General features: G+C 66.9%; 11 protein-coding genes. 8 read left to right on the plus strand and 3 right to left on the minus strand.

The window, feature by feature from the left end; translation table 11 throughout:
* Nucleotides 1-63 precede the first annotated feature (63 nt).
* Nucleotides 64-1,641, plus strand: coding sequence for a methyl-accepting chemotaxis protein (locus ACFPQ5_RS21035; RefSeq protein ID WP_379760458.1), 1,578 nt, complete (start codon nt 64-66; stop codon nt 1,639-1,641).
* Here the strand turns inward: ACFPQ5_RS21035 and ACFPQ5_RS21040 are convergent, their stop codons facing one another.
* On the minus strand, nt 1,642-2,829 hold the full coding sequence (locus tag ACFPQ5_RS21040) for a trans-sulfuration enzyme family protein (protein WP_379760460.1): 1,188 nt from the start codon (nt 2,827-2,829) through the stop codon (nt 1,642-1,644). It abuts the gene before it with no gap.
* Nucleotides 2,826-4,238, minus strand: coding sequence for a pyridoxal-phosphate dependent enzyme (locus tag ACFPQ5_RS21045; protein WP_379760462.1), 1,413 nt, complete (start codon nt 4,236-4,238; stop codon nt 2,826-2,828). The genes ACFPQ5_RS21040 and ACFPQ5_RS21045 overlap by 4 nt, the downstream gene beginning before the upstream one ends.
* Before the next feature lie 340 nt (nt 4,239-4,578).
* Here ACFPQ5_RS21045 and ACFPQ5_RS21050 point away from each other — a divergent pair, with 340 nt between their 5' ends.
* A complete protein-coding gene (locus ACFPQ5_RS21050; protein ID WP_379760464.1) occupies nt 4,579-5,211 on the plus strand; it encodes an Lcl domain-containing protein in 633 nt (210 codons plus the stop codon).
* Between the two features lie 15 nt (nt 5,212-5,226).
* Here the strand turns inward: ACFPQ5_RS21050 and prpR are convergent, their stop codons facing one another.
* Entirely contained in the window at nt 5,227-6,837 is a 1,611-nt protein-coding gene (prpR, locus tag ACFPQ5_RS21055; protein ID WP_379760466.1) for a propionate catabolism operon regulatory protein PrpR, read from the minus strand.
* Between the two features lie 199 nt (nt 6,838-7,036).
* On the opposite strand from prpR, the gene prpB reads away from it, so the two are divergent.
* The 6 genes from prpB to ACFPQ5_RS21085 all read left to right on the plus strand — a co-directional run bounded on the left by prpB (nt 7,037) and on the right by ACFPQ5_RS21085 (nt 16,643).
* Nucleotides 7,037-7,936, plus strand: a complete 900-nt coding sequence (gene prpB, locus ACFPQ5_RS21060; RefSeq protein ID WP_379760468.1) for a methylisocitrate lyase — start codon at nt 7,037-7,039, stop codon at nt 7,934-7,936.
* Nucleotides 7,937-7,954: 18 nt separating this feature from the next.
* Complete coding sequence (prpC, locus tag ACFPQ5_RS21065; protein WP_379760470.1) at nt 7,955-9,106, plus strand: bifunctional 2-methylcitrate synthase/citrate synthase; 1,152 nt, start codon at nt 7,955-7,957, stop codon at nt 9,104-9,106.
* Nucleotides 9,103-9,636, plus strand: a complete 534-nt coding sequence (locus tag ACFPQ5_RS21070) for a GNAT family N-acetyltransferase (RefSeq protein ID WP_379760472.1) — start codon at nt 9,103-9,105, stop codon at nt 9,634-9,636. Before prpC ends, ACFPQ5_RS21070 begins: the two co-directional genes overlap by 4 nt.
* On the plus strand, nt 9,633-12,233 hold the full coding sequence (gene acnD, locus ACFPQ5_RS21075) for a Fe/S-dependent 2-methylisocitrate dehydratase AcnD (RefSeq protein WP_379760474.1): 2,601 nt from the start codon (nt 9,633-9,635) through the stop codon (nt 12,231-12,233). Before ACFPQ5_RS21070 ends, acnD begins: the two co-directional genes overlap by 4 nt.
* 187 nt (nt 12,234-12,420) lie before the next feature.
* Complete coding sequence (gene prpF, locus ACFPQ5_RS21080) at nt 12,421-13,605, plus strand: 2-methylaconitate cis-trans isomerase PrpF (protein ID WP_379760476.1); 1,185 nt, start codon at nt 12,421-12,423, stop codon at nt 13,603-13,605.
* Nucleotides 13,606-13,754: 149 nt separating this feature from the next.
* Nucleotides 13,755-16,643, plus strand: coding sequence for a sensor domain-containing protein (locus ACFPQ5_RS21085; protein WP_379760478.1), 2,889 nt, complete (start codon nt 13,755-13,757; stop codon nt 16,641-16,643).
* Nucleotides 16,644-16,668: the final 25 nt, after the last annotated feature.

Genomic DNA, 16,668 nt, shown 5'->3' on the forward strand with positions numbered 1-16,668 from the left:
CATTCATGCTCTTGTCATAATCCCTACCTACACTGCGGGGCATCTCCATCCACCGTGACCCGCATGTCCCTCGCCAAACTCACCACCGGCACCAAGATCCTCGGTTCCTTCCTGCTCGTCTCCCTCCTCATCCTCCTCGTCACCGCCGTCGCCCTGTGGCGCATGCAAGCCGCCGACGCCATCGCGCGCGACCTCGTGCAGGACAAGCTGGCCAAGCAGCAGCTGGCCTCCGACCTGCTCGGCGCCGCGCGCCTGAATGGCTTGCGCATCATGTCGGTCGCGCGCAGCGACAGCCTGGAGCTGGCCGACCTGTACAAGGCGCAGCTGCAGGAGGGCGAACAGCAGGCGAGCAGAATCGACACGGCGATCCGCGCGCTGCCGCTATCGAACACCGAAGCGGCCCTGCTGCGCACCGCAAGCGAACAGCGCGACGCCTTCGCCGCCGCAACGAAAGCCGTGTTCGCGGCAAAGGACATCGGCCGCACCCAGGAAGCCGAGGAGCTGCTGGCGCGCTCGCTCGAACCCGCATTCGCCCGCTACGTCGCCGGCCTCGAAGCGCTGCTGAAGCACCAGGCGCGCGAGGCGCACCGCCTGGCCGACGATTCCGCCGCCGCCTTCGCCTTCAGCCGCATCCTGCTGTTCGCACTCGGCGCGGCGGCGCTGGCGGCGGGCGCGCTGCTCGGCTGGCTCCTGACGCGCCACATCGTCGGTCCGCTCAAGCAGGCCGTCGGTCTCGCCGAACAGGTCGCGCGCGGCGACCTCCGTCCGCGCATCAAGCACCGCCGCGGGGACGAGATCGGTCGCCTGTTCGACGCCCTGAACGGCATGACCGGCGGCGTGTCCGCCACCGTCACCGAAGTGCTGCGCGGCGCGCACGGCATCGACGCGGCATCGAACGAAATCGCCGACGGCAACCAGGACCTGTCGCAGCGCACCGAGCGCCAGGCCGACGCCCTGCGCCAGACCGTGCTGGCGATGGAAGAACTGACCGGCGCGATCGCCAGCAACAACCACAGCGCGCGCGACGCGAATGCGCTGGCGCAGTCGGCATCGAATGTGGCAGGCGAGGGCGCCGCAGCCGTCGCCCAACTGGTGCGGCGCATGGAAGCGATCAAGGCCTCGGCTGCGAAGATCGTCGACATCACCGGCATGATCGACAGCATCGCCTTCCAGACGAATATCCTGGCGCTGAACGCGGCGGTCGAAGCGGCGCGTGCCGGCGCCGAAGGACGCGGCTTTGCGGTCGTCGCGGCCGAAGTGCGCAACCTGGCCCAGCATTCGGCCGCGGCGGCCAAGGAGATCAAGGGCCTGATCAACACCTCAGCCGGCGAAATCGAAGCGGGCACCGGCATCGCGCACGGCGCCGGCGATACCATGCGCGCCGTGCTGGAGAAGGTGAACGCGGTGGCCGACATCCTGGGCGCGATCCACGGGGCCAGCGAACAGCAGGCGCAGGGCGTGGCGAAGGTGGGAAAGGCCATCGCCGAGATCGACACGTCGACCCAGCAGAACGCGGCGATGGTCGAGGAAGCGGCGGCTGCAGCCGCCGCGATGCGCGAACAGGCGGCCGCCCTGTCGGCGCTGGTGGGCACCTTCCAGCTGCGCCAGCAGGCGGGCGAGCCGCGCCTGCTGGCCGCCTGATTACACCTGGGCCAGGGCGCGCTGCAAGTCGCGGCGCTGGTCTTCCAGGTGCTCGATCCCGACCGAGAGCCGGATCAGGGTGTCGCCGATGCCCAGTTCCGCGCGCTGGGCCGGCGGGATGGTGGCGTGGGTCATCAGGGCCGGATGCTCGATCAGGCTCTCCACGCCGCCCAGGCTTTCGGCCAGCGTGAATACCCGGCAGTTCTCCAGGAAGCGGCGCGCGCCCGCCAGGTCGGATTCCAGTTCGATCGAAACGATGCCTCCAAAACCCGCCATCTGGCGCCGCGCCAGCGCATGCTGGGGATGCGACTCCAGGCCCGGATAAAACACCTTGCGGACCTTCGGTTCGCGCTCCAGCCACTGCGCCAGCGCCAGGGCGTTCGCATTGCTGCGCTCGACCCGCAAGGCCAGGGTCTTGATCCCGCGCAGCACCAGGAAGCTGTCGAAGGGCCCCTGGATCGCGCCCACCGCGTTCTGGATGAAGCCGAGGCGCTCGCCCAGTTCGGCGTGGTGCGGCGCGTCGCCGACCACGGCGACGCCGCCGATCACGTCCGAATGCCCGTTCATGTACTTGGTGGTCGAGTGGACGACGATGTCGATGCCCAGTTCCAGCGGGCGCTGGTTGATCGGGCTGGCGAAGGTGTTGTCGCACACGGTGACGATGCCGCGCTCGCGGCAGAGTTTGGCGATCGCGGCCAGGTCCGCGAGTTTGAGCATCGGGTTGGTCGGCGTCTCGACCCAGACCAGGCGCGTCTCCGGCGTCAGCGCGGCGGCCAGTGCCTCCGGATCGGCCAGGTTCACGTAGCTGAAGCGGTGACCGGCGCTGGCGCGGCGCACGCGTTCGAACAGGCGGTAGGTGCCGCCGTACATGTCGTCGCCGGCGACGATGTGCGAGTTGGCCGGCAGCAGCTCCAGCACCGCGGAAATGGCGGCCAGGCCCGAGGCGAAGGCGAAAGCCGCGCTGCCGCTTTCGATGTCGGCCACGCAGCGCTCCAGCGCCCAGCGCGTCGGGTTGTGCGAGCGGCCGTAATCGAGGCCCTTGTGCACGCCCGGGCTTTGCTGGACGAAGGTCGAGGTGGCGAAAATCGGCGGCATCACGGCGCCGGTGCTCGGCTCGGGCGACTGGCCGCCGTGGATGACGCGGGTGGCGAGATGGTAGTGGGTATCTTGATCGGTCACTGGATTCACGATAAGGTCCTGCGCAGGTGGTTGAGGAGGTCGAAGCGGGTGATCAGGCCGTAGAAGCGCTCGCCGTCCTGGACCACGGCGGTCAGGCCGCGGTCGAGGATGTCGCGCAGCTGGGCCATGCTGTCGGAAGGTTTCAGCGTCTGCAGCGTGGAGGTCATGGTGCTGGAGACCGGCGTCTGGAAGCGCGAGGCCTCCATCGTCACGTGCAGCAGCAGGTCCGATTCGTCGATGATGCCGACCAGGCGGCCGTTCTCGATCACCGGCATCTGCGCCAGGTCGCTCGAACGCATGCGGTTGAAGGCGGTCAGCAGGGTGTCGGTGGGACTGACCGTGACGACTTCGCCGGCATCGAAACGGCGCCCGACCAGGTCGCGCAGGTCGCCCGTTTTCGGCCGCTGCAGCAGGCCCTGGTCGACCATCCAGCCGTCGCTGTACACCTTGGTCAGGTAGCGTGTGCCGGTATCGCAGACAAAGGTGACGACGCGTTTCGGACTGGTCTGGGCGCGGCAGTATTTCAGCGCCGCGGCGAGCAGGGTGCCGGTCGAGGAGCCGGCCAGGATGCCTTCGTGCTGCAAGAGGGCGCGCGCGGTGCCGAAGCTTTCCTCGTCGGTGATCGTATAGGCGCTCTTCACGCGCGACAGGTCGGCGATGCCGGGAATGAAGTCCTCGCCGATGCCTTCCACGGCCCACGATCCGGCTTCTTTCGCCAGGTGGCCGGTGTTGACGTAGTCGGCCAGGATCGAGCCCTTCGGGTCGGCCAGCACGAATTCGAGATCCGGCTGGACGCGCGCGAAATAGTTCGACAGGCCGGTCAGGGTGCCGGACGAACCGACGCCGACCACGATCGCATCGAGCTCGTGGCTGGTCTGTTCCCACAGCTCGGGTCCGGTCGTGGTTTCGTGGGCGCGCGGGTTGGCGGGATTGTTGAACTGGTCGGCGAACCAGGCGCCCGGAATTTCGCGCGCCAGCCGTGCGGCCACGTCCTGGTAGTACTCGGGATGGCCCTTGCCGACGTCCGAGCGGGTGAGGTGGATTTCGGCGCCCAGCGCCTTCAGGTGCAGCACCTTCTCGGCCGCCATCTTGTCGGGCACGACCAGCACGACCCGGTAGCCCTTGATGCGGGCCACCAGCGCGAGGCCGAGACCGGTATTGCCGGCAGTGGCCTCGACCACGGTGCCGCCGGGCTGCAGGCTGCCGTCGCGTTCGGCCTGCTCGATCATGGCGCGGCCGATGCGGTCCTTGATCGAGCCGCCGGGGTTTTGCGATTCCAGTTTCAGGAACAGCTGGCACGGACCGGTATCCATGCGGGTAACTTGCACCAGCGGGGTATTGCCGATCAGGGAGAAGATTGCCGCTTGAGACGCATCTTGCTTACTGGCGTCCATATTGCCTTGCATGTCGCGTTGCATGTTGCCTCCAGAGAGACGCCTTGTGGGCGTCGCGAGCGCGGATGAGCGGGCGCAGATGGGCACCCGGCCGTGGTGAAAAAGACATGGTACGGCGGTTTGGAGAACAGGTGTTTGCATTTGCGCGAATCGCGATCGCGCCTTCTCCGGGCCGCCGGGGCGCCACCTTAACACGGGACATTGTTGATTAAAAAGCTAGATAAACGCATATCAATATGCGATTCATCAGGCGTGCGCGTGCAGCCTGGAGCTAGGATGGCTGCCGCTCTTCCGGCGCAAAACTTGTCAATTTTTCCAGTTATAAATGTTATACTGGAGCACTATTTTTTATATGACTAATCCCATGACCAAACATCTGCTTGCCCTTGCTGCCGCCTGCACTCTCACCCTATTGGGCGGCTGTGGAGGGAACAATGATGGCGTCCAGCTCGGCGAATTCCCGGCAATCAGTGTGGCGGAGGGCGACACGATCGACTTGAAGGCGCCTAGCTCGAAAAGTCCCGCTCCTTTCAGTTTTAGCAGCAGCAACCCGGCCATGGCCGAGGTCAGCGGGACTAAGCTGATCGCCAAGGCGGCTGGTACCGGTACCATTACAGCCCAGCAGGGGCAAATGGGCAGCTATAACCCAACTTCGACCAGCACGACCTTCACGGTGGTAGGTTATGTGAATCAGGGTGGCATGGTATGGATGCCTCCTACTGCAGGCGCGATGAATTGGGACAATGCGCAGGCGTTTTGTACGAACTCGACGATCAAGGGTCTTACAGAATGGCGGCTGCCAACCCAGGCCGAGCTGGCCGCGTTGACCGCTTCTGCCGCCCTTACGGGGCAGGGCTGGCCCTTGTCCGATACCTGGAGCTCGAATCCAGGTTCGCTCGCAAAGACCCATGTTGCCTTCAACATGACGACTAAAACGCCGGCCCCGCTCGCGGACGCCAAGACGGCTGCCGTCACCTGTGTGAAGCAAGCAGGCTAGCCGCTCCGCGTGTTTCTAAGTCTCTGCCTTCAGCCGCCGCCACAAGGTCGTGCGGCTGATGCCGAGGTGGCGCGCGGCCGCGTCGCGCTGGCCGCCGAAACGGGCCAGCACGTCGGCGATGTTTTCTGATGGGGCCTCTTCAAGCACCGTTGCTTCAGGCAGCGCAAGTCCCGCCGCGCCGAGCTCCGGCGCAATCCCCAATAAAAAATTCGGCGTCAGCGCCTGCAGCGGCTCGGCCGCCAGGAACAGGGCCAGGCGCTCCATCAGGTTGCGCAGTTCGCGCACGTTGCCCGGCCATGCGTAGCTGGTGAGCAGCGGCGCACAGGCCTGGATTTCGGCGTGCAGGTTCGGATGCGGCTTCGCGCCCAGGGCCGCCAGCGACTGCTTGAGCGACCACTCGGCGAGCGGCACGATGTCCGCCACCCGCGCGCGCAGCGGCGGCAAACTCAAACGCAGCACCGCCAGCCGGTAGAACAGGTCGGCGCGGAAGCGCCCCTCGCGCACGCGCGCTTCCAGGTCGCAGTGGGTGGCGCTGACGACGCGCACGTCGATCGGCACCGGCCGCGTGCCGCCGACCCGCATCACTTCGCGCTCTTCCAGCACGCGCAGCAGGCGGGTCTGCAGGCCGAGCGGCATTTCGCCGATCTCGTCCAGGAACAGGGTGCCGCGATTGGCCGCCTCGAACAGGCCGGCGTGGCCGCCGCGGCGCGCGCCCGTGAACGCGCCTTCCTCGTGGCCGAAGAGTTCCGATTCCAGCAAGGACTCCGCGATCGCGCCGCAGTTTACGGCCACGAACGGCCGGTTCGCCCCCAGGCTGCGCGGCCCCTCGCGGTGGATGGCCTGGGCCACCAGTTCCTTGCCGCTGCCGGTCTCGCCCTGGATCAGGACCGTGGCCGGCGAGCGCGCATACAGCACCACGGTCTGGCGCAGGCGCTCCATCGCTTCGGACTCGCCGCGCAGGTCGTTGAGGCCGCGCCGCGCGCGCCGCGGTTCGTTGGCCGGGCCGCGCCGGATGCGGTTCGCCTCCAGGTGGGTCAGGCGCGCCAGCTCGATCGCGTCGTCGAAGGCCTGGCGGATGGTGGCGGCCGAGTACAGGAAGATACCGGTCAGGCCCGCCTCTTCGGCCAGGTCCGTGATCAGGCCGGCGCCGACGATGACCTCGATGCCGGCCGCCTTCATTTCGTCCATCGCCGCACGCGCATCCTCGCGCGTGACGTAGCTGCGCTGGGCGACGCTCAGGCCGAAGGTGGCGCTGAACTCGGCCAGCTCGGGCAGCAGCTGCTGGTAGGTGATGACGCCGATGCGCGGCGAGATCTTGCGGGCACGCGCCAGCGCCTGCATCACGTCGTAGCCGCTGGCCTTGGCGACGATCACCGGCGCCGACACCCGTCCGCGCAGGTAGGCGCCGTTCGAGCCGGCCGCGATCACCACGTCGCAGCGCTCGTTCGCCATCCGTTCGCGGATGTGGCGCGCCGCCTCGTCGAAGCCGAGGTCGATCGGCTCGATGGTGGCGAGATGGTCGTACTCGAGCGTGATGTCGCGGAACAGGTCGGCCAGGCGGGAGACGGAAACGGTCCAGATGACGGGCTTGTCGGCGTCTTGCGGAACAGGAGAAAGAGGGCGCATGTTGCAATTTTAGCGCAACGGCGTTTCATGTGTTTCATCCTGCAACACCGAGTGAAACATCAGCGTGAACCGCAAGCTGCATATGGACGAGCCAAGTCCTTGAAACGATGTCGTTTTTCCCGGGTCGAAGGAGCAGGGCAGGGCTGGCACGGTCCTTGCAAAATGAAGCGCATCGTTCACGTTTTACCCAGGAGACCCCATGATCCAATCCGCAGGCGCTGCGTTCCGCAAAGCCGTCCAGGAAGAATCGCCGCTGCAAGTCGTCGGCGCCATCAATGCCAACCACGCGCTGCTGGCCAAGCGCGCCGGCTTCAAGGCCATCTACCTGTCCGGCGGCGGCGTCGCGGCCGGCTCGCTCGGCCTGCCCGACCTCGGCATTTCGAACCTGGACGACGTGCTGACCGACGTGCGCCGCATCACCGACGTCTGCGACCTGCCGCTGCTGGTCGACGTCGACACCGGCTTCGGCTCCTCGGCCTTCAACGTCGCCCGCACCGTGAAATCGATGATCAAGTTCGGCGCCGCAGCGATGCACATCGAAGACCAGGTCGGCGCCAAGCGCTGCGGCCACCGTCCGGGCAAGGAGATCGTCTCGAAGCAGGAAATGGTCGACCGCATCAAGGCGGCAGTCGACGCGCGCACCGACGAGAACTTCGTGATCATGGCGCGCACCGATGCGCTGGCCGTGGAAGGCATCGACGCCGCCATCGAGCGCGCCGTCGCCTGCGTCGAAGCGGGCGCCGACATGGTGTTCCCGGAAGCGATGACGGATCTCGCCATGTACTCGCGCTTCGCGAAGGCCGTCGGCGTGCCGATCCTGGCCAACATCACCGAATTTGGTTCGACCCCGCTGTTCACCGTCGAGGAACTCAAAACGGCGGACGTGGGCATCGTGCTGTATCCGCTGTCGGCCTTCCGCGCCATGAACAAGGCGGCCGAAAACGTCTACACTGCGATTCGCCGCGACGGCAGCCAGCAGGCCGTGGTCGACACCATGCAGACCCGCGCCGAGCTGTACGAGCGCATCGGCTACCACGACTTCGAGCAGAAGCTGGACGCCCTGTTCGCCGCCCAGAAAAACGCATCACAAGATCAATAACGATACCAGGAGATCACCATGACTGAACAAGCACCAGCCTTCAAGCCAAAAAAATCCGTCGCCCTGTCCGGTGTCGCTGCCGGCAATACCGCGCTCTGCTCGGTCGGCAAGTCGGGCAACGATCTGCACTACCGCGGCTACGACATCCTCGATGTCGCCAACTCCTGCGAATTCGAAGAGATCGCCTACCTGCTGGTGCACGGCAAACTGCCGACCGCCGCCGAACTGAAAGGCTACAAGGCCAAACTGAAGTCGCTGCGCGGCCTGCCGCAGGCGGTGAAGCTGGCGCTGGAAGCGCTGCCGGCCGGTAGCCACCCGATGGACGTGATGCGTACCGGCGTCTCGGCGCTGGGCTGCGCGCTGCCTGAGAAGGACGACCACAACATCGCCGGCGCGCGCGACATCGCGGATCGCTTAATGGCATCGTTCGGCTCGATGCTGCTGTACTGGTACCACTACAGCCACAACGGCAAGCGCATCGAAACCGAGACCGACGACGATTCGATCGGCGGCCACTTCCTGCACCTGCTGCACGGCACCACGCCGCCGGAAGAGTGGGTGCGCGCGATGCACACCTCGCTGATCCTCTACGCGGAACACGAGTTCAACGCCTCGACCTTCACCGCGCGCGTCATCGCCGGCACCGGTTCCGACATGCACTCGGCGATTACCGGCGCGATCGGCGCGCTGCGTGGTCCGAAGCACGGCGGCGCGAACGAAGTCGCCCTGGACATCCAGAAGCGCTACGAAAACGCCGACGAAGCCGAAGCCGACATCCGCAACCGCGTGGCGAACAAGGAAGTCGTGATCGGCTTCGGCCACCCGGTCTACACCATCAGCGACCCGCGCAACGTCGTCATCAAGGAAGTGGCGCGCTCGCTGTCGCAAAGCGCCGGCTCGATGAAGATGTTCGACATCGCCGAGCGTCTCGAATCGGTGATGTGGGAAGTCAAGAAAATGTTCCCGAACCTCGACTGGTTCTCGGCCGTTTCGTACCACATGATGGGCGTGCCGACCGCGATGTTCACGCCGCTGTTCGTCATCTCGCGCACCTCCGGCTGGTCTGCCCACATCATCGAGCAGCGCATCGACAACAAGATCATCCGTCCGAGCGCGAACTACGTCGGTCCGGAAGACCTGCAGTTCGTGCCGATCGCCGACCGTAAATGATCCACGCTCCGTCAGCCGCTTCGTTCGTACTGCGTCGCCTCGGCCCCGCCGACGCCGCGCAGTACCGCGCGCTGCGGCTGGCGGGTCTGCGCGCCTTTCCGCACGCCTTTCGGCCTGCGGTGGAGGAGGCGCTGGAACAGCCGCTGTCCTGGGCCGAGAAGCGCCTGGCGACCAAAGGCGAATACTGGTTCGGCGCTTTCGACGGCATCGAGTTGGTGGGAGCGATCTGCCTGCGTACGCAGGAGGGCGCCAAGATCCGCCACTCGGCCAGCCTGAATGCGCTCGTGGTCGATCCCGAACGCCAGCGTGAAGGTATCGGCGCCGCACTGGTGGCGCATCTGATCGCGTTTGCGCGTGAACTCGGCTTCATCCGCCAGCTCACGCTTACCGTCCATGACGGCAACTCGGGAGCCGTTAACCTGTACGAGCGCTTCGGCTTCCGCCAGTTCGGCCTCGAACCCGACGCCTTCCTGCACGACGGCGCTTACTACGCCAAGCAGCACCGACAACTATCACTGCTTACATCATGAACAACGCATACCGCAAACCCCTACACGGCACCAACCTGCATTACTTCGACGCGCGCGAAGCCGTCGACAGCATCCAGCCCGGTGCCTGGGACGGACTCCCTTATACCTCGCGCGTGCTGGCCGAAAACCTGGTGCGCCGCTGCGAGCCGATGGCCCTGGTGCCCTCGCTCAAGCAGCTCATCGAGCGCAAGCGCGACCTCGATTTCCCCTGGTTCCCGGCACGCGTGGTCTGCCACGACATCCTGGGCCAGACGGCCCTGGTCGACCTGGCCGGCCTGCGCGACGCCATCGCGCAAGAGGGCGGCAATCCGGCCCTGGTGAACCCGGTGGTGCCGACCCAGCTGGTGGTCGACCACTCGCTGGCCGTGGAGTGCGGCGGCTTCGATCCGGACGCCTTCGCGAAGAACCGCGCCATCGAGGACCGCCGCAACGAAGACCGTTTCCACTTCATCGACTGGACCAAGAAGGCCTTCCAGAACGTCGACGTGATCCCGCCGGGGAACGGCATCCTGCACCAGATTAACCTCGAGCGCATGTCGCCCGTGGTGCAGGTGAAGGACGGCGTCGCCTTCCCGGATACCCTGGTCGGCACCGACTCGCACACCCCGATGGTCGACGCGCTGGGCGTGATCGCGATCGGCGTGGGCGGCCTGGAAGCCGAGAGCGTCATGCTGGGCCGCGCCTCCTGGATGCGCCTGCCGGACATCGTCGGCGTCGAGCTGACCGGCAAACCGCAGCCGGGCATCACCGCGACCGACGTGGTGCTGGCGCTGACCGAGTTCCTGCGTAATTCGAAAGTCGTCTCGACCTACCTCGAGTTCTTCGGCGAAGGCGCAGCCAACCTGACCCTGGGCGACCGCGCGACGATCTCGAACATGGCGCCGGAATTCGGCGCCACCGCCGCGATGTTCTACATCGACGAGCAGACCATCAAGTACTTGCGCCTCACCGGCCGCGAGGACGAGCAGGTGAAACTGGTCGAGGACTATGCCAAGGAGACCGGCCTGTGGGCCGACACGCTGACCAAAGTCGACTACGAGCGCGTGCTGCATTTCGACCTGTCGAGCGTCGTGCGCAACATCGCCGGTCCGTCGAACCCGCACAAGCGCGTGCCGACCTCGGAACTGGCCGCGCGCGGCATTTCGGGCGTGGTCGAGAACGAGCCGGGCAAGATGCCCGACGGCGCTGTCATCATCGCGGCAATCACCAGCTGCACCAACACGAATAACCCCCGCAACATGATCGCGGCCGGCCTGCTGGCGCGTAACGCCAACAAGCTGGGCCTGCTGCGCAAACCCTGGGTGAAATCCTCGCTGGCGCCGGGCTCGAAAGCCGTCTCGCTCTACCTGGAAGAAGCGGGCCTGATGCCGGAGCTGGAGCAGCTCGGCTTCGGCGTGGTCGCCTTTGCCTGCACCACGTGTAACGGCATGAGCGGCGCGCTCGACCCGGTGATCCAGCAGGAGATCATCGCGCGCGACCTGTACGCGACCGCCGTCCTGTCGGGCAACCGCAACTTCGACGGCCGCATCCACCCCTATGCGAAGCAGGCCTTCCTGGCTTCGCCGCCGCTGGTGATCGCCTACGCCATCGCGGGCACGATCCGCTTCGATATCGAGAAGGACGTGCTGGGTACCGACAGTTCCGGCAAGGAGATCAGGCTGGCCGACATCTGGCCGAGCGACGCCGAGATCGACGCCGTGATCGAACAGAGCGTCAAGCCCGAGCAGTTCCGCAAGGTCTACACGCCGATGTTCGCGCGCGTGGCCGACGATGGCGAAGCCGTGTCGCCGCTGTACGACTGGCGCGAGATGAGCACTTACATCCGCCGTCCCCCGTACTGGGAAGGCGCGCTGGCCGGCGAGCGTACTTTGAGCGGCATGCGGCCGCTGGCGCTCCTGGGCGACAACATCACCACCGACCACCTGTCGCCGTCGAACGCGATCATGGGCGACAGCGCCGCCGGCGAATACCTGTTCAAGATGGGCCTGCCGGAAGAGGACTTCAACTCCTACGCGACCCACCGCGGCGACCACCTGACGGCGCAGCGCGCGACCTTCGCGAATCCGACGCTGAAGAACGAGATGGTGCGCGATGGCGCGGGCGCAGTGAGAGCTGGATCCTTGGCGCGCATCGAGCCGGAAGGGCAGGTCACGCGCATGTGGGAAGCGATCGAGACCTACATGGAGCGCAAGCAGCCGCTGATCGTGATCGCCGGCGCCGACTACGGCCAGGGTTCCTCGCGCGACTGGGCGGCCAAGGGCGTGCGCCTGGCGGGCGTGGAAGCGATCGTCGCCGAAGGCTTCGAGCGCATTCACCGCACGAACCTGGTCGGCATGGGCGTGCTGCCGCTGGAGTTCATGCCGGGCGTGAACCGCCTGACGCTGGGCCTGGACGGGACCGAGACCTACGACGTGGTGGGCGAACGCACGCCGCGCGCGACGCTGACCTTGGTGATCAAGCGCCGCAACGGCGAGCGCGTCGAGGTGCCGGTGACCTGCCGCCTCGATACGGCGGAAGAGGTGTCGATCTACGAGGCCGGCGGCGTGCTGCAGCGCTTTGCGCAGGACTTCCTGGCCTCGTCCAAAGTCGCGGCGTAGTCCGGACGCGCCGTACCGCGTGGGCACTGAGTGTCCACCCTACGGTGCGCTGCATTTCGTAGGGGTCATTGAGGCCAATGGCCTCAATGACGGGTTCACCGGGCGCTCCTGCGCCCACCGTTACGCACGTAACAATCGGCCATGTACGGCGACGCATTGCCCGCACAATCAACAGGACCACGAACAAATGGCACACACCCCCCAAATCAAAATCCCCGCCACCTACATGCGTGGCGGCACATCGAAAGGCGTCTTCTTCCGCCGCGACGACCTGCCCGAAGCCGCCCGCGTCCCGGGCCCGGCCCGCGATAAACTGCTGCTGCGCGTGATCGGCAGCCCCGACCCCTACGGCAAGCAGATCGACGGCATGGGCGGCGCCACCTCGAGCACCAGCAAGACGGTCATCGTCTCGAAGAGCACGCGTGAAAACCACGACGTCGACTACCTGTTCGGCCAGGTCTCGATCGACAAGCCTTTCGTCGACTGGAGCGGCAACTGCGGCAACCTGTCCTCGGCGGTCGGCTCCTTCGCCATCGCCAGCGGGCTCGTGACCAACGTGCCGCAGGACGGCATGGCGGTCGTGCGCATCTGGCAGGCCAACATCAATAAAACCATCATCGCCCACGTGCCGATGACGAACGGCGAAGTCCAGGAAACCGGCGGCTTCGAACTCGACGGCGTGACCTTCCCGGCGGCCGAAGTGCAGCTCGAATTCATGGACCCGGCGGCCGAAGAGGAGGGTGGCGGCGGCGCGATGTTCCCGACCGGGCAGCTCGTCGACGAGCTGGAGGTGCCGGGCATCGGCACCTTCCGCGCCACCATGATCAATGCCGGCATTCCGACCATCTTCCTCGACGCGGAGGAACTCGGCTACACCGGGGCGGAGCTGCAGGAAGCGATCAACGGCGACCCGGCGGCACTGGCGAAGTTCGAGACCATCCGCGCCTATGGCGCCGTGCGCATGGGCCTGATCAAGGAGACGAGCGAAGCCGTTGGGCGCCAGCACACGCCGAAGGTGGCCTTTGTCGCCTCCCCGATCGACCACACGACCTCCAGCGGCAAGCACCTGACGGCCGGCGAGGTGGACCTGCTGGTGCGCGCGCTCTCGATGGGCAAGCTGCACCACGCGATGATGGGCACGGCGGCCGTCGCCATCGGCACCGCGGCCGCGATTCCGGGCACGCTGGTGAACGAAATGGCCGGCGGCGGCGAACGCGACGCGGTGCGCTTCGGTCACCCGTCCGGCACCCTGCGCGTCGGCGCCGAGGCGAAGCTGATCGACGGCGAGTGGAGCGTGACCAAGGCCGTGATGAGCCGCAGCGCGCGCGTGCTGATGGAAGGATGGGTGCGCGTGCCGGGCGACGCTTTCTAAAACGCTCGCCATCCACCAGGCCCGGCCGCTGCGTTGCAGCCGTCGGGCTTTTTCGTCAATACCCCGTAGAGATTCTACCCACCCTGGTTTATCATTCTGCAACATCAAAGCGGTCCGCATAGAGGCCGCATGCAAGAGGATAGGCCTGAATGGATAGAACAACGAGCACCCCTGCCGGCGCCGCGGCTGCGCTGGACCTGGTCGCGGCGCCCGCCTGCGCCTGCGACGCCGCGGGCATGGTCATCGCCGCCAACGCCGCGATGAGCGCGCTGGCGGGCGAGCCGCTGGCCGGGCGGTCTCTGCTCGACCTGTTCCGCGGCGCCGCCGCGCAGCAGGCCGCGGACGAACTGCGCGCCGCCGTGAGCGCCGAGCGCCACTGGCGCGCTACGCTCAGCGTCGGCGGCAAGGCCATCGCCGCCGACGTGCGCGCCAAGCCCCTGCCGGCTGGCTGGGGCCTGCCGGGCGCGAGTTTTGTGTTCACCGACCTCGGCGCGCTCGAAAACGGCCAGGAAGCGCTGCGCAAGACCATGCTGGAACAGCAGGCCATCCTCGACCATGCGCCGGTCGGCATCGTCTTCACCAAGCCGGGCCTGCTCAAGGAATGCAATCCGCGCCTGGCCGAGATGGTCGGCTACAGTGTGGACGAACTGGCCGACCGCGATGCCGGCGAGATGTTCGCCACCCTGGACGCCTATCAATCCTTCCGCGACGAAGCCTTCGCCGCGCTGGCCAAGGGCGGCAGCTACGAGAATCCCGAGTGCCCGTTCCGCCGTCGCGACGGCTCGCTGTTCTGGGCGCGGGTGCGCGCCAGCGCCGTCGTGCCGGGCGAGCGCGAGGCCGGCACCATCTGGATCATCGAAGACGTGAGCGAGACGCGCGAGGCGCGGCGCGAGCTGCAGGCACTGGTGAACAACGCCTCGCTGGCGATCATGTTTACGCGCGAGCAGCGCATCCGGCGCGGCAATGCGGGCTTCTTCGAAATGTTCGGCTATGCGGTCGGCGAATGCGAGGGCCTGCCCGTGGCATGCCTGCATCCGGACCGGGCTGCGTTCGAGCGTGTCGTCGCCGAGGCTTATCCGCTGTTTGCGGAGGGACGCACCTACCAGGGCGAAGTCCAGCTCGCGAAAAAGGACGGCACGCCGATCTGGAGCAAGGTGATCGGCTACCCGGTCAATCCGGACGACCTGTCTCACGGCTACGTCTGGATCGCCGAGGACCGCACGCGCCAGCGCCGCGACGAGCAGGCGCTGCGTGAGGCCCTGCAGGAAAACCAGGCGATCTTCGACACCGCGGTGCTGGGCATCGCCGTGGTCGAGAACGGCCACACGCTGCACGGCAACCGCAAGATGGAAGAGCTGTTCGGCCATGCGCCCGGCACGATGACGGGCGTCTCGATCCGCTCGCTGTATCCCGATGTCGAGGGCTGGCAGGCCGCACGCCTGGACACGGCGCGCGACTTCGCCGCCGGCCGCGTCAGCGTCAGCGAGCGCCTGCTGGTGCGCAGCGACGGCGCCACCTTCTGGGGCCGCCTCTCGGGCCGGCCCTTCGACCAGGACGACCCGGGTGGACGCAGCCTGTGGCTGGTGGACGACGTCACCGCCCAGCACGAGGCGGCCGAAGCGGTGCGCCGGGCGCGCGACGAGCTCGAACTGCGGGTGAGCGCGCGCACCGCCGAACTGGCCGGCGCCAACGCGCTCTTGCAGGACGAGATCGTCGAGCGGCGCCAGGCCGAGGCGCGCGTGCACCACATGGCCTACCACGACAGCCTGACCGGCCTGCCGAACCGCGCGCTGCTGGCCGACCGCCTGCAGCAGGCGATCCACGCGGCCCAGCGCAACGGCACGCGCCTGGCCGTGATGTTCCTCGACCTCGACCGCTTCAAGAACATCAACGATTCGCTCGGCCATGCCACCGGCGACTACCTGCTCAAGGAAGTCGCAGCCCGCCTGTGCCACGTGGTGCGCGCCAGCGACACGGTGGCGCGCCTGGGCGGCGACGAATTCGTCGTGCTGGTGCCGGGCGCCGGCACGCAGGAGGAGTGCAGCCAGGTCGGCGACAAGATCATCGAGGCGCTCGGCGCGCCGGTGCGCTTCGAGGGCCACAGCCTGCACATCTCGCCCTCGATCGGCATCTGCGTCTATCCGGATGATGGCGCCGACGTCGACCTCCTGATGCGCCACGCCGACGCCGCCATGTACCAGGCCAAGGCGGCGGGACGCAACAACTACCAGTTCTTCAAGGAGCGCATGGACGGCGAAGTGGCGCGCGCCTTCGCCATGCACGCGCTCGAGTCGAACCTGCGCCAGGCGCTGGCCAATGGCGAGTTCGAACCCTTCTACCAGCCGATCATGGACATGCGCACGCGCCGCGTGCACGCGCTGGAAGTGCTGCTGCGCTGGCGCCGTCCCGAGCATGGGCTCGTGATGCCGGACGACTTCATCCCGACGCTGGAAGAGAACGGCATGATCGTGCCGGTGGGCGAGTGGGTGATCCGCCGCGCCTGCGAGCAGAGCATGGCCTGGCAGCGCGCCGGCCTGGCGCCGGTGCCGCTGGCGATCAACCTGTCGGCGCGCCAGTTCATGCACCGCGCACTGGTGGCCTCGATCAAGCGCATCGTCGACGAAACCGGCATCGATCCGCAGCTGGTCGAATTCGAAATCACGGAGACGGCGCTGATGCAGCACGGCGAGCAGACGCTCGAGATCCTCGACCAGATCAACCGCATGGGCATGCGCCTGTCGATCGACGACTTCGGCACCGGGTATTCGAGCCTGGCCTACCTGAAGCGCTTCCCGGTCAGGAAGATCAAGATCGACCGCGCTTTTATTCGGGAGCTGGAAGCGAGCAGCGAGGACCGTGCGATCGTCGCGGCGGTGATGGCGCTGGCGAACAGCCTGCAGCTGCAGGTGGTGGCCGAAGGCGTCGAGACCGAGGAGCAGCTGGCGCTGCTGCGCGATTATGGCTGCCAGTATGTGCAGGGCTGGCTGTTCGCGCGGGCGCTCGACGCGGAGGCAGCGCGGGAGCTGCTGGCTGGGTAGGGTGGGCACGGGGCGCCCGATGAAA

This window comes from Massilia suwonensis (assembly GCF_042655665.1).
In the GTDB taxonomy this organism is placed as follows: domain Bacteria; phylum Pseudomonadota; class Gammaproteobacteria; order Burkholderiales; family Burkholderiaceae_D; genus Telluria; species Telluria suwonensis.

Coding starts and splice junctions, on each gene's coding strand:
- ACFPQ5_RS21035 (WP_379760458.1), top strand. CDS start 64: ATGTCCCTCGCCAAACTCACCACCGGCACCAAGATCCTCGGTTCCTTC.
- ACFPQ5_RS21045 (WP_379760462.1), bottom strand. CDS start 4,238: ATGCAACGCGACATGCAAGGCAATATGGACGCCAGTAAGCAAGATGCG.
- ACFPQ5_RS21050 (WP_379760464.1), top strand. CDS start 4,579: ATGACCAAACATCTGCTTGCCCTTGCTGCCGCCTGCACTCTCACCCTA.
- prpR (WP_379760466.1), bottom strand. CDS start 6,837: ATGCGCCCTCTTTCTCCTGTTCCGCAAGACGCCGACAAGCCCGTCATC.
- prpB (WP_379760468.1), top strand. CDS start 7,037: ATGATCCAATCCGCAGGCGCTGCGTTCCGCAAAGCCGTCCAGGAAGAA.
- prpC (WP_379760470.1), top strand. CDS start 7,955: ATGACTGAACAAGCACCAGCCTTCAAGCCAAAAAAATCCGTCGCCCTG.
- ACFPQ5_RS21070 (WP_379760472.1), top strand. CDS start 9,103: ATGATCCACGCTCCGTCAGCCGCTTCGTTCGTACTGCGTCGCCTCGGC.
- acnD (WP_379760474.1), top strand. CDS start 9,633: ATGAACAACGCATACCGCAAACCCCTACACGGCACCAACCTGCATTAC.
- prpF (WP_379760476.1), top strand. CDS start 12,421: ATGGCACACACCCCCCAAATCAAAATCCCCGCCACCTACATGCGTGGC.
- ACFPQ5_RS21085 (WP_379760478.1), top strand. CDS start 13,755: ATGGATAGAACAACGAGCACCCCTGCCGGCGCCGCGGCTGCGCTGGAC.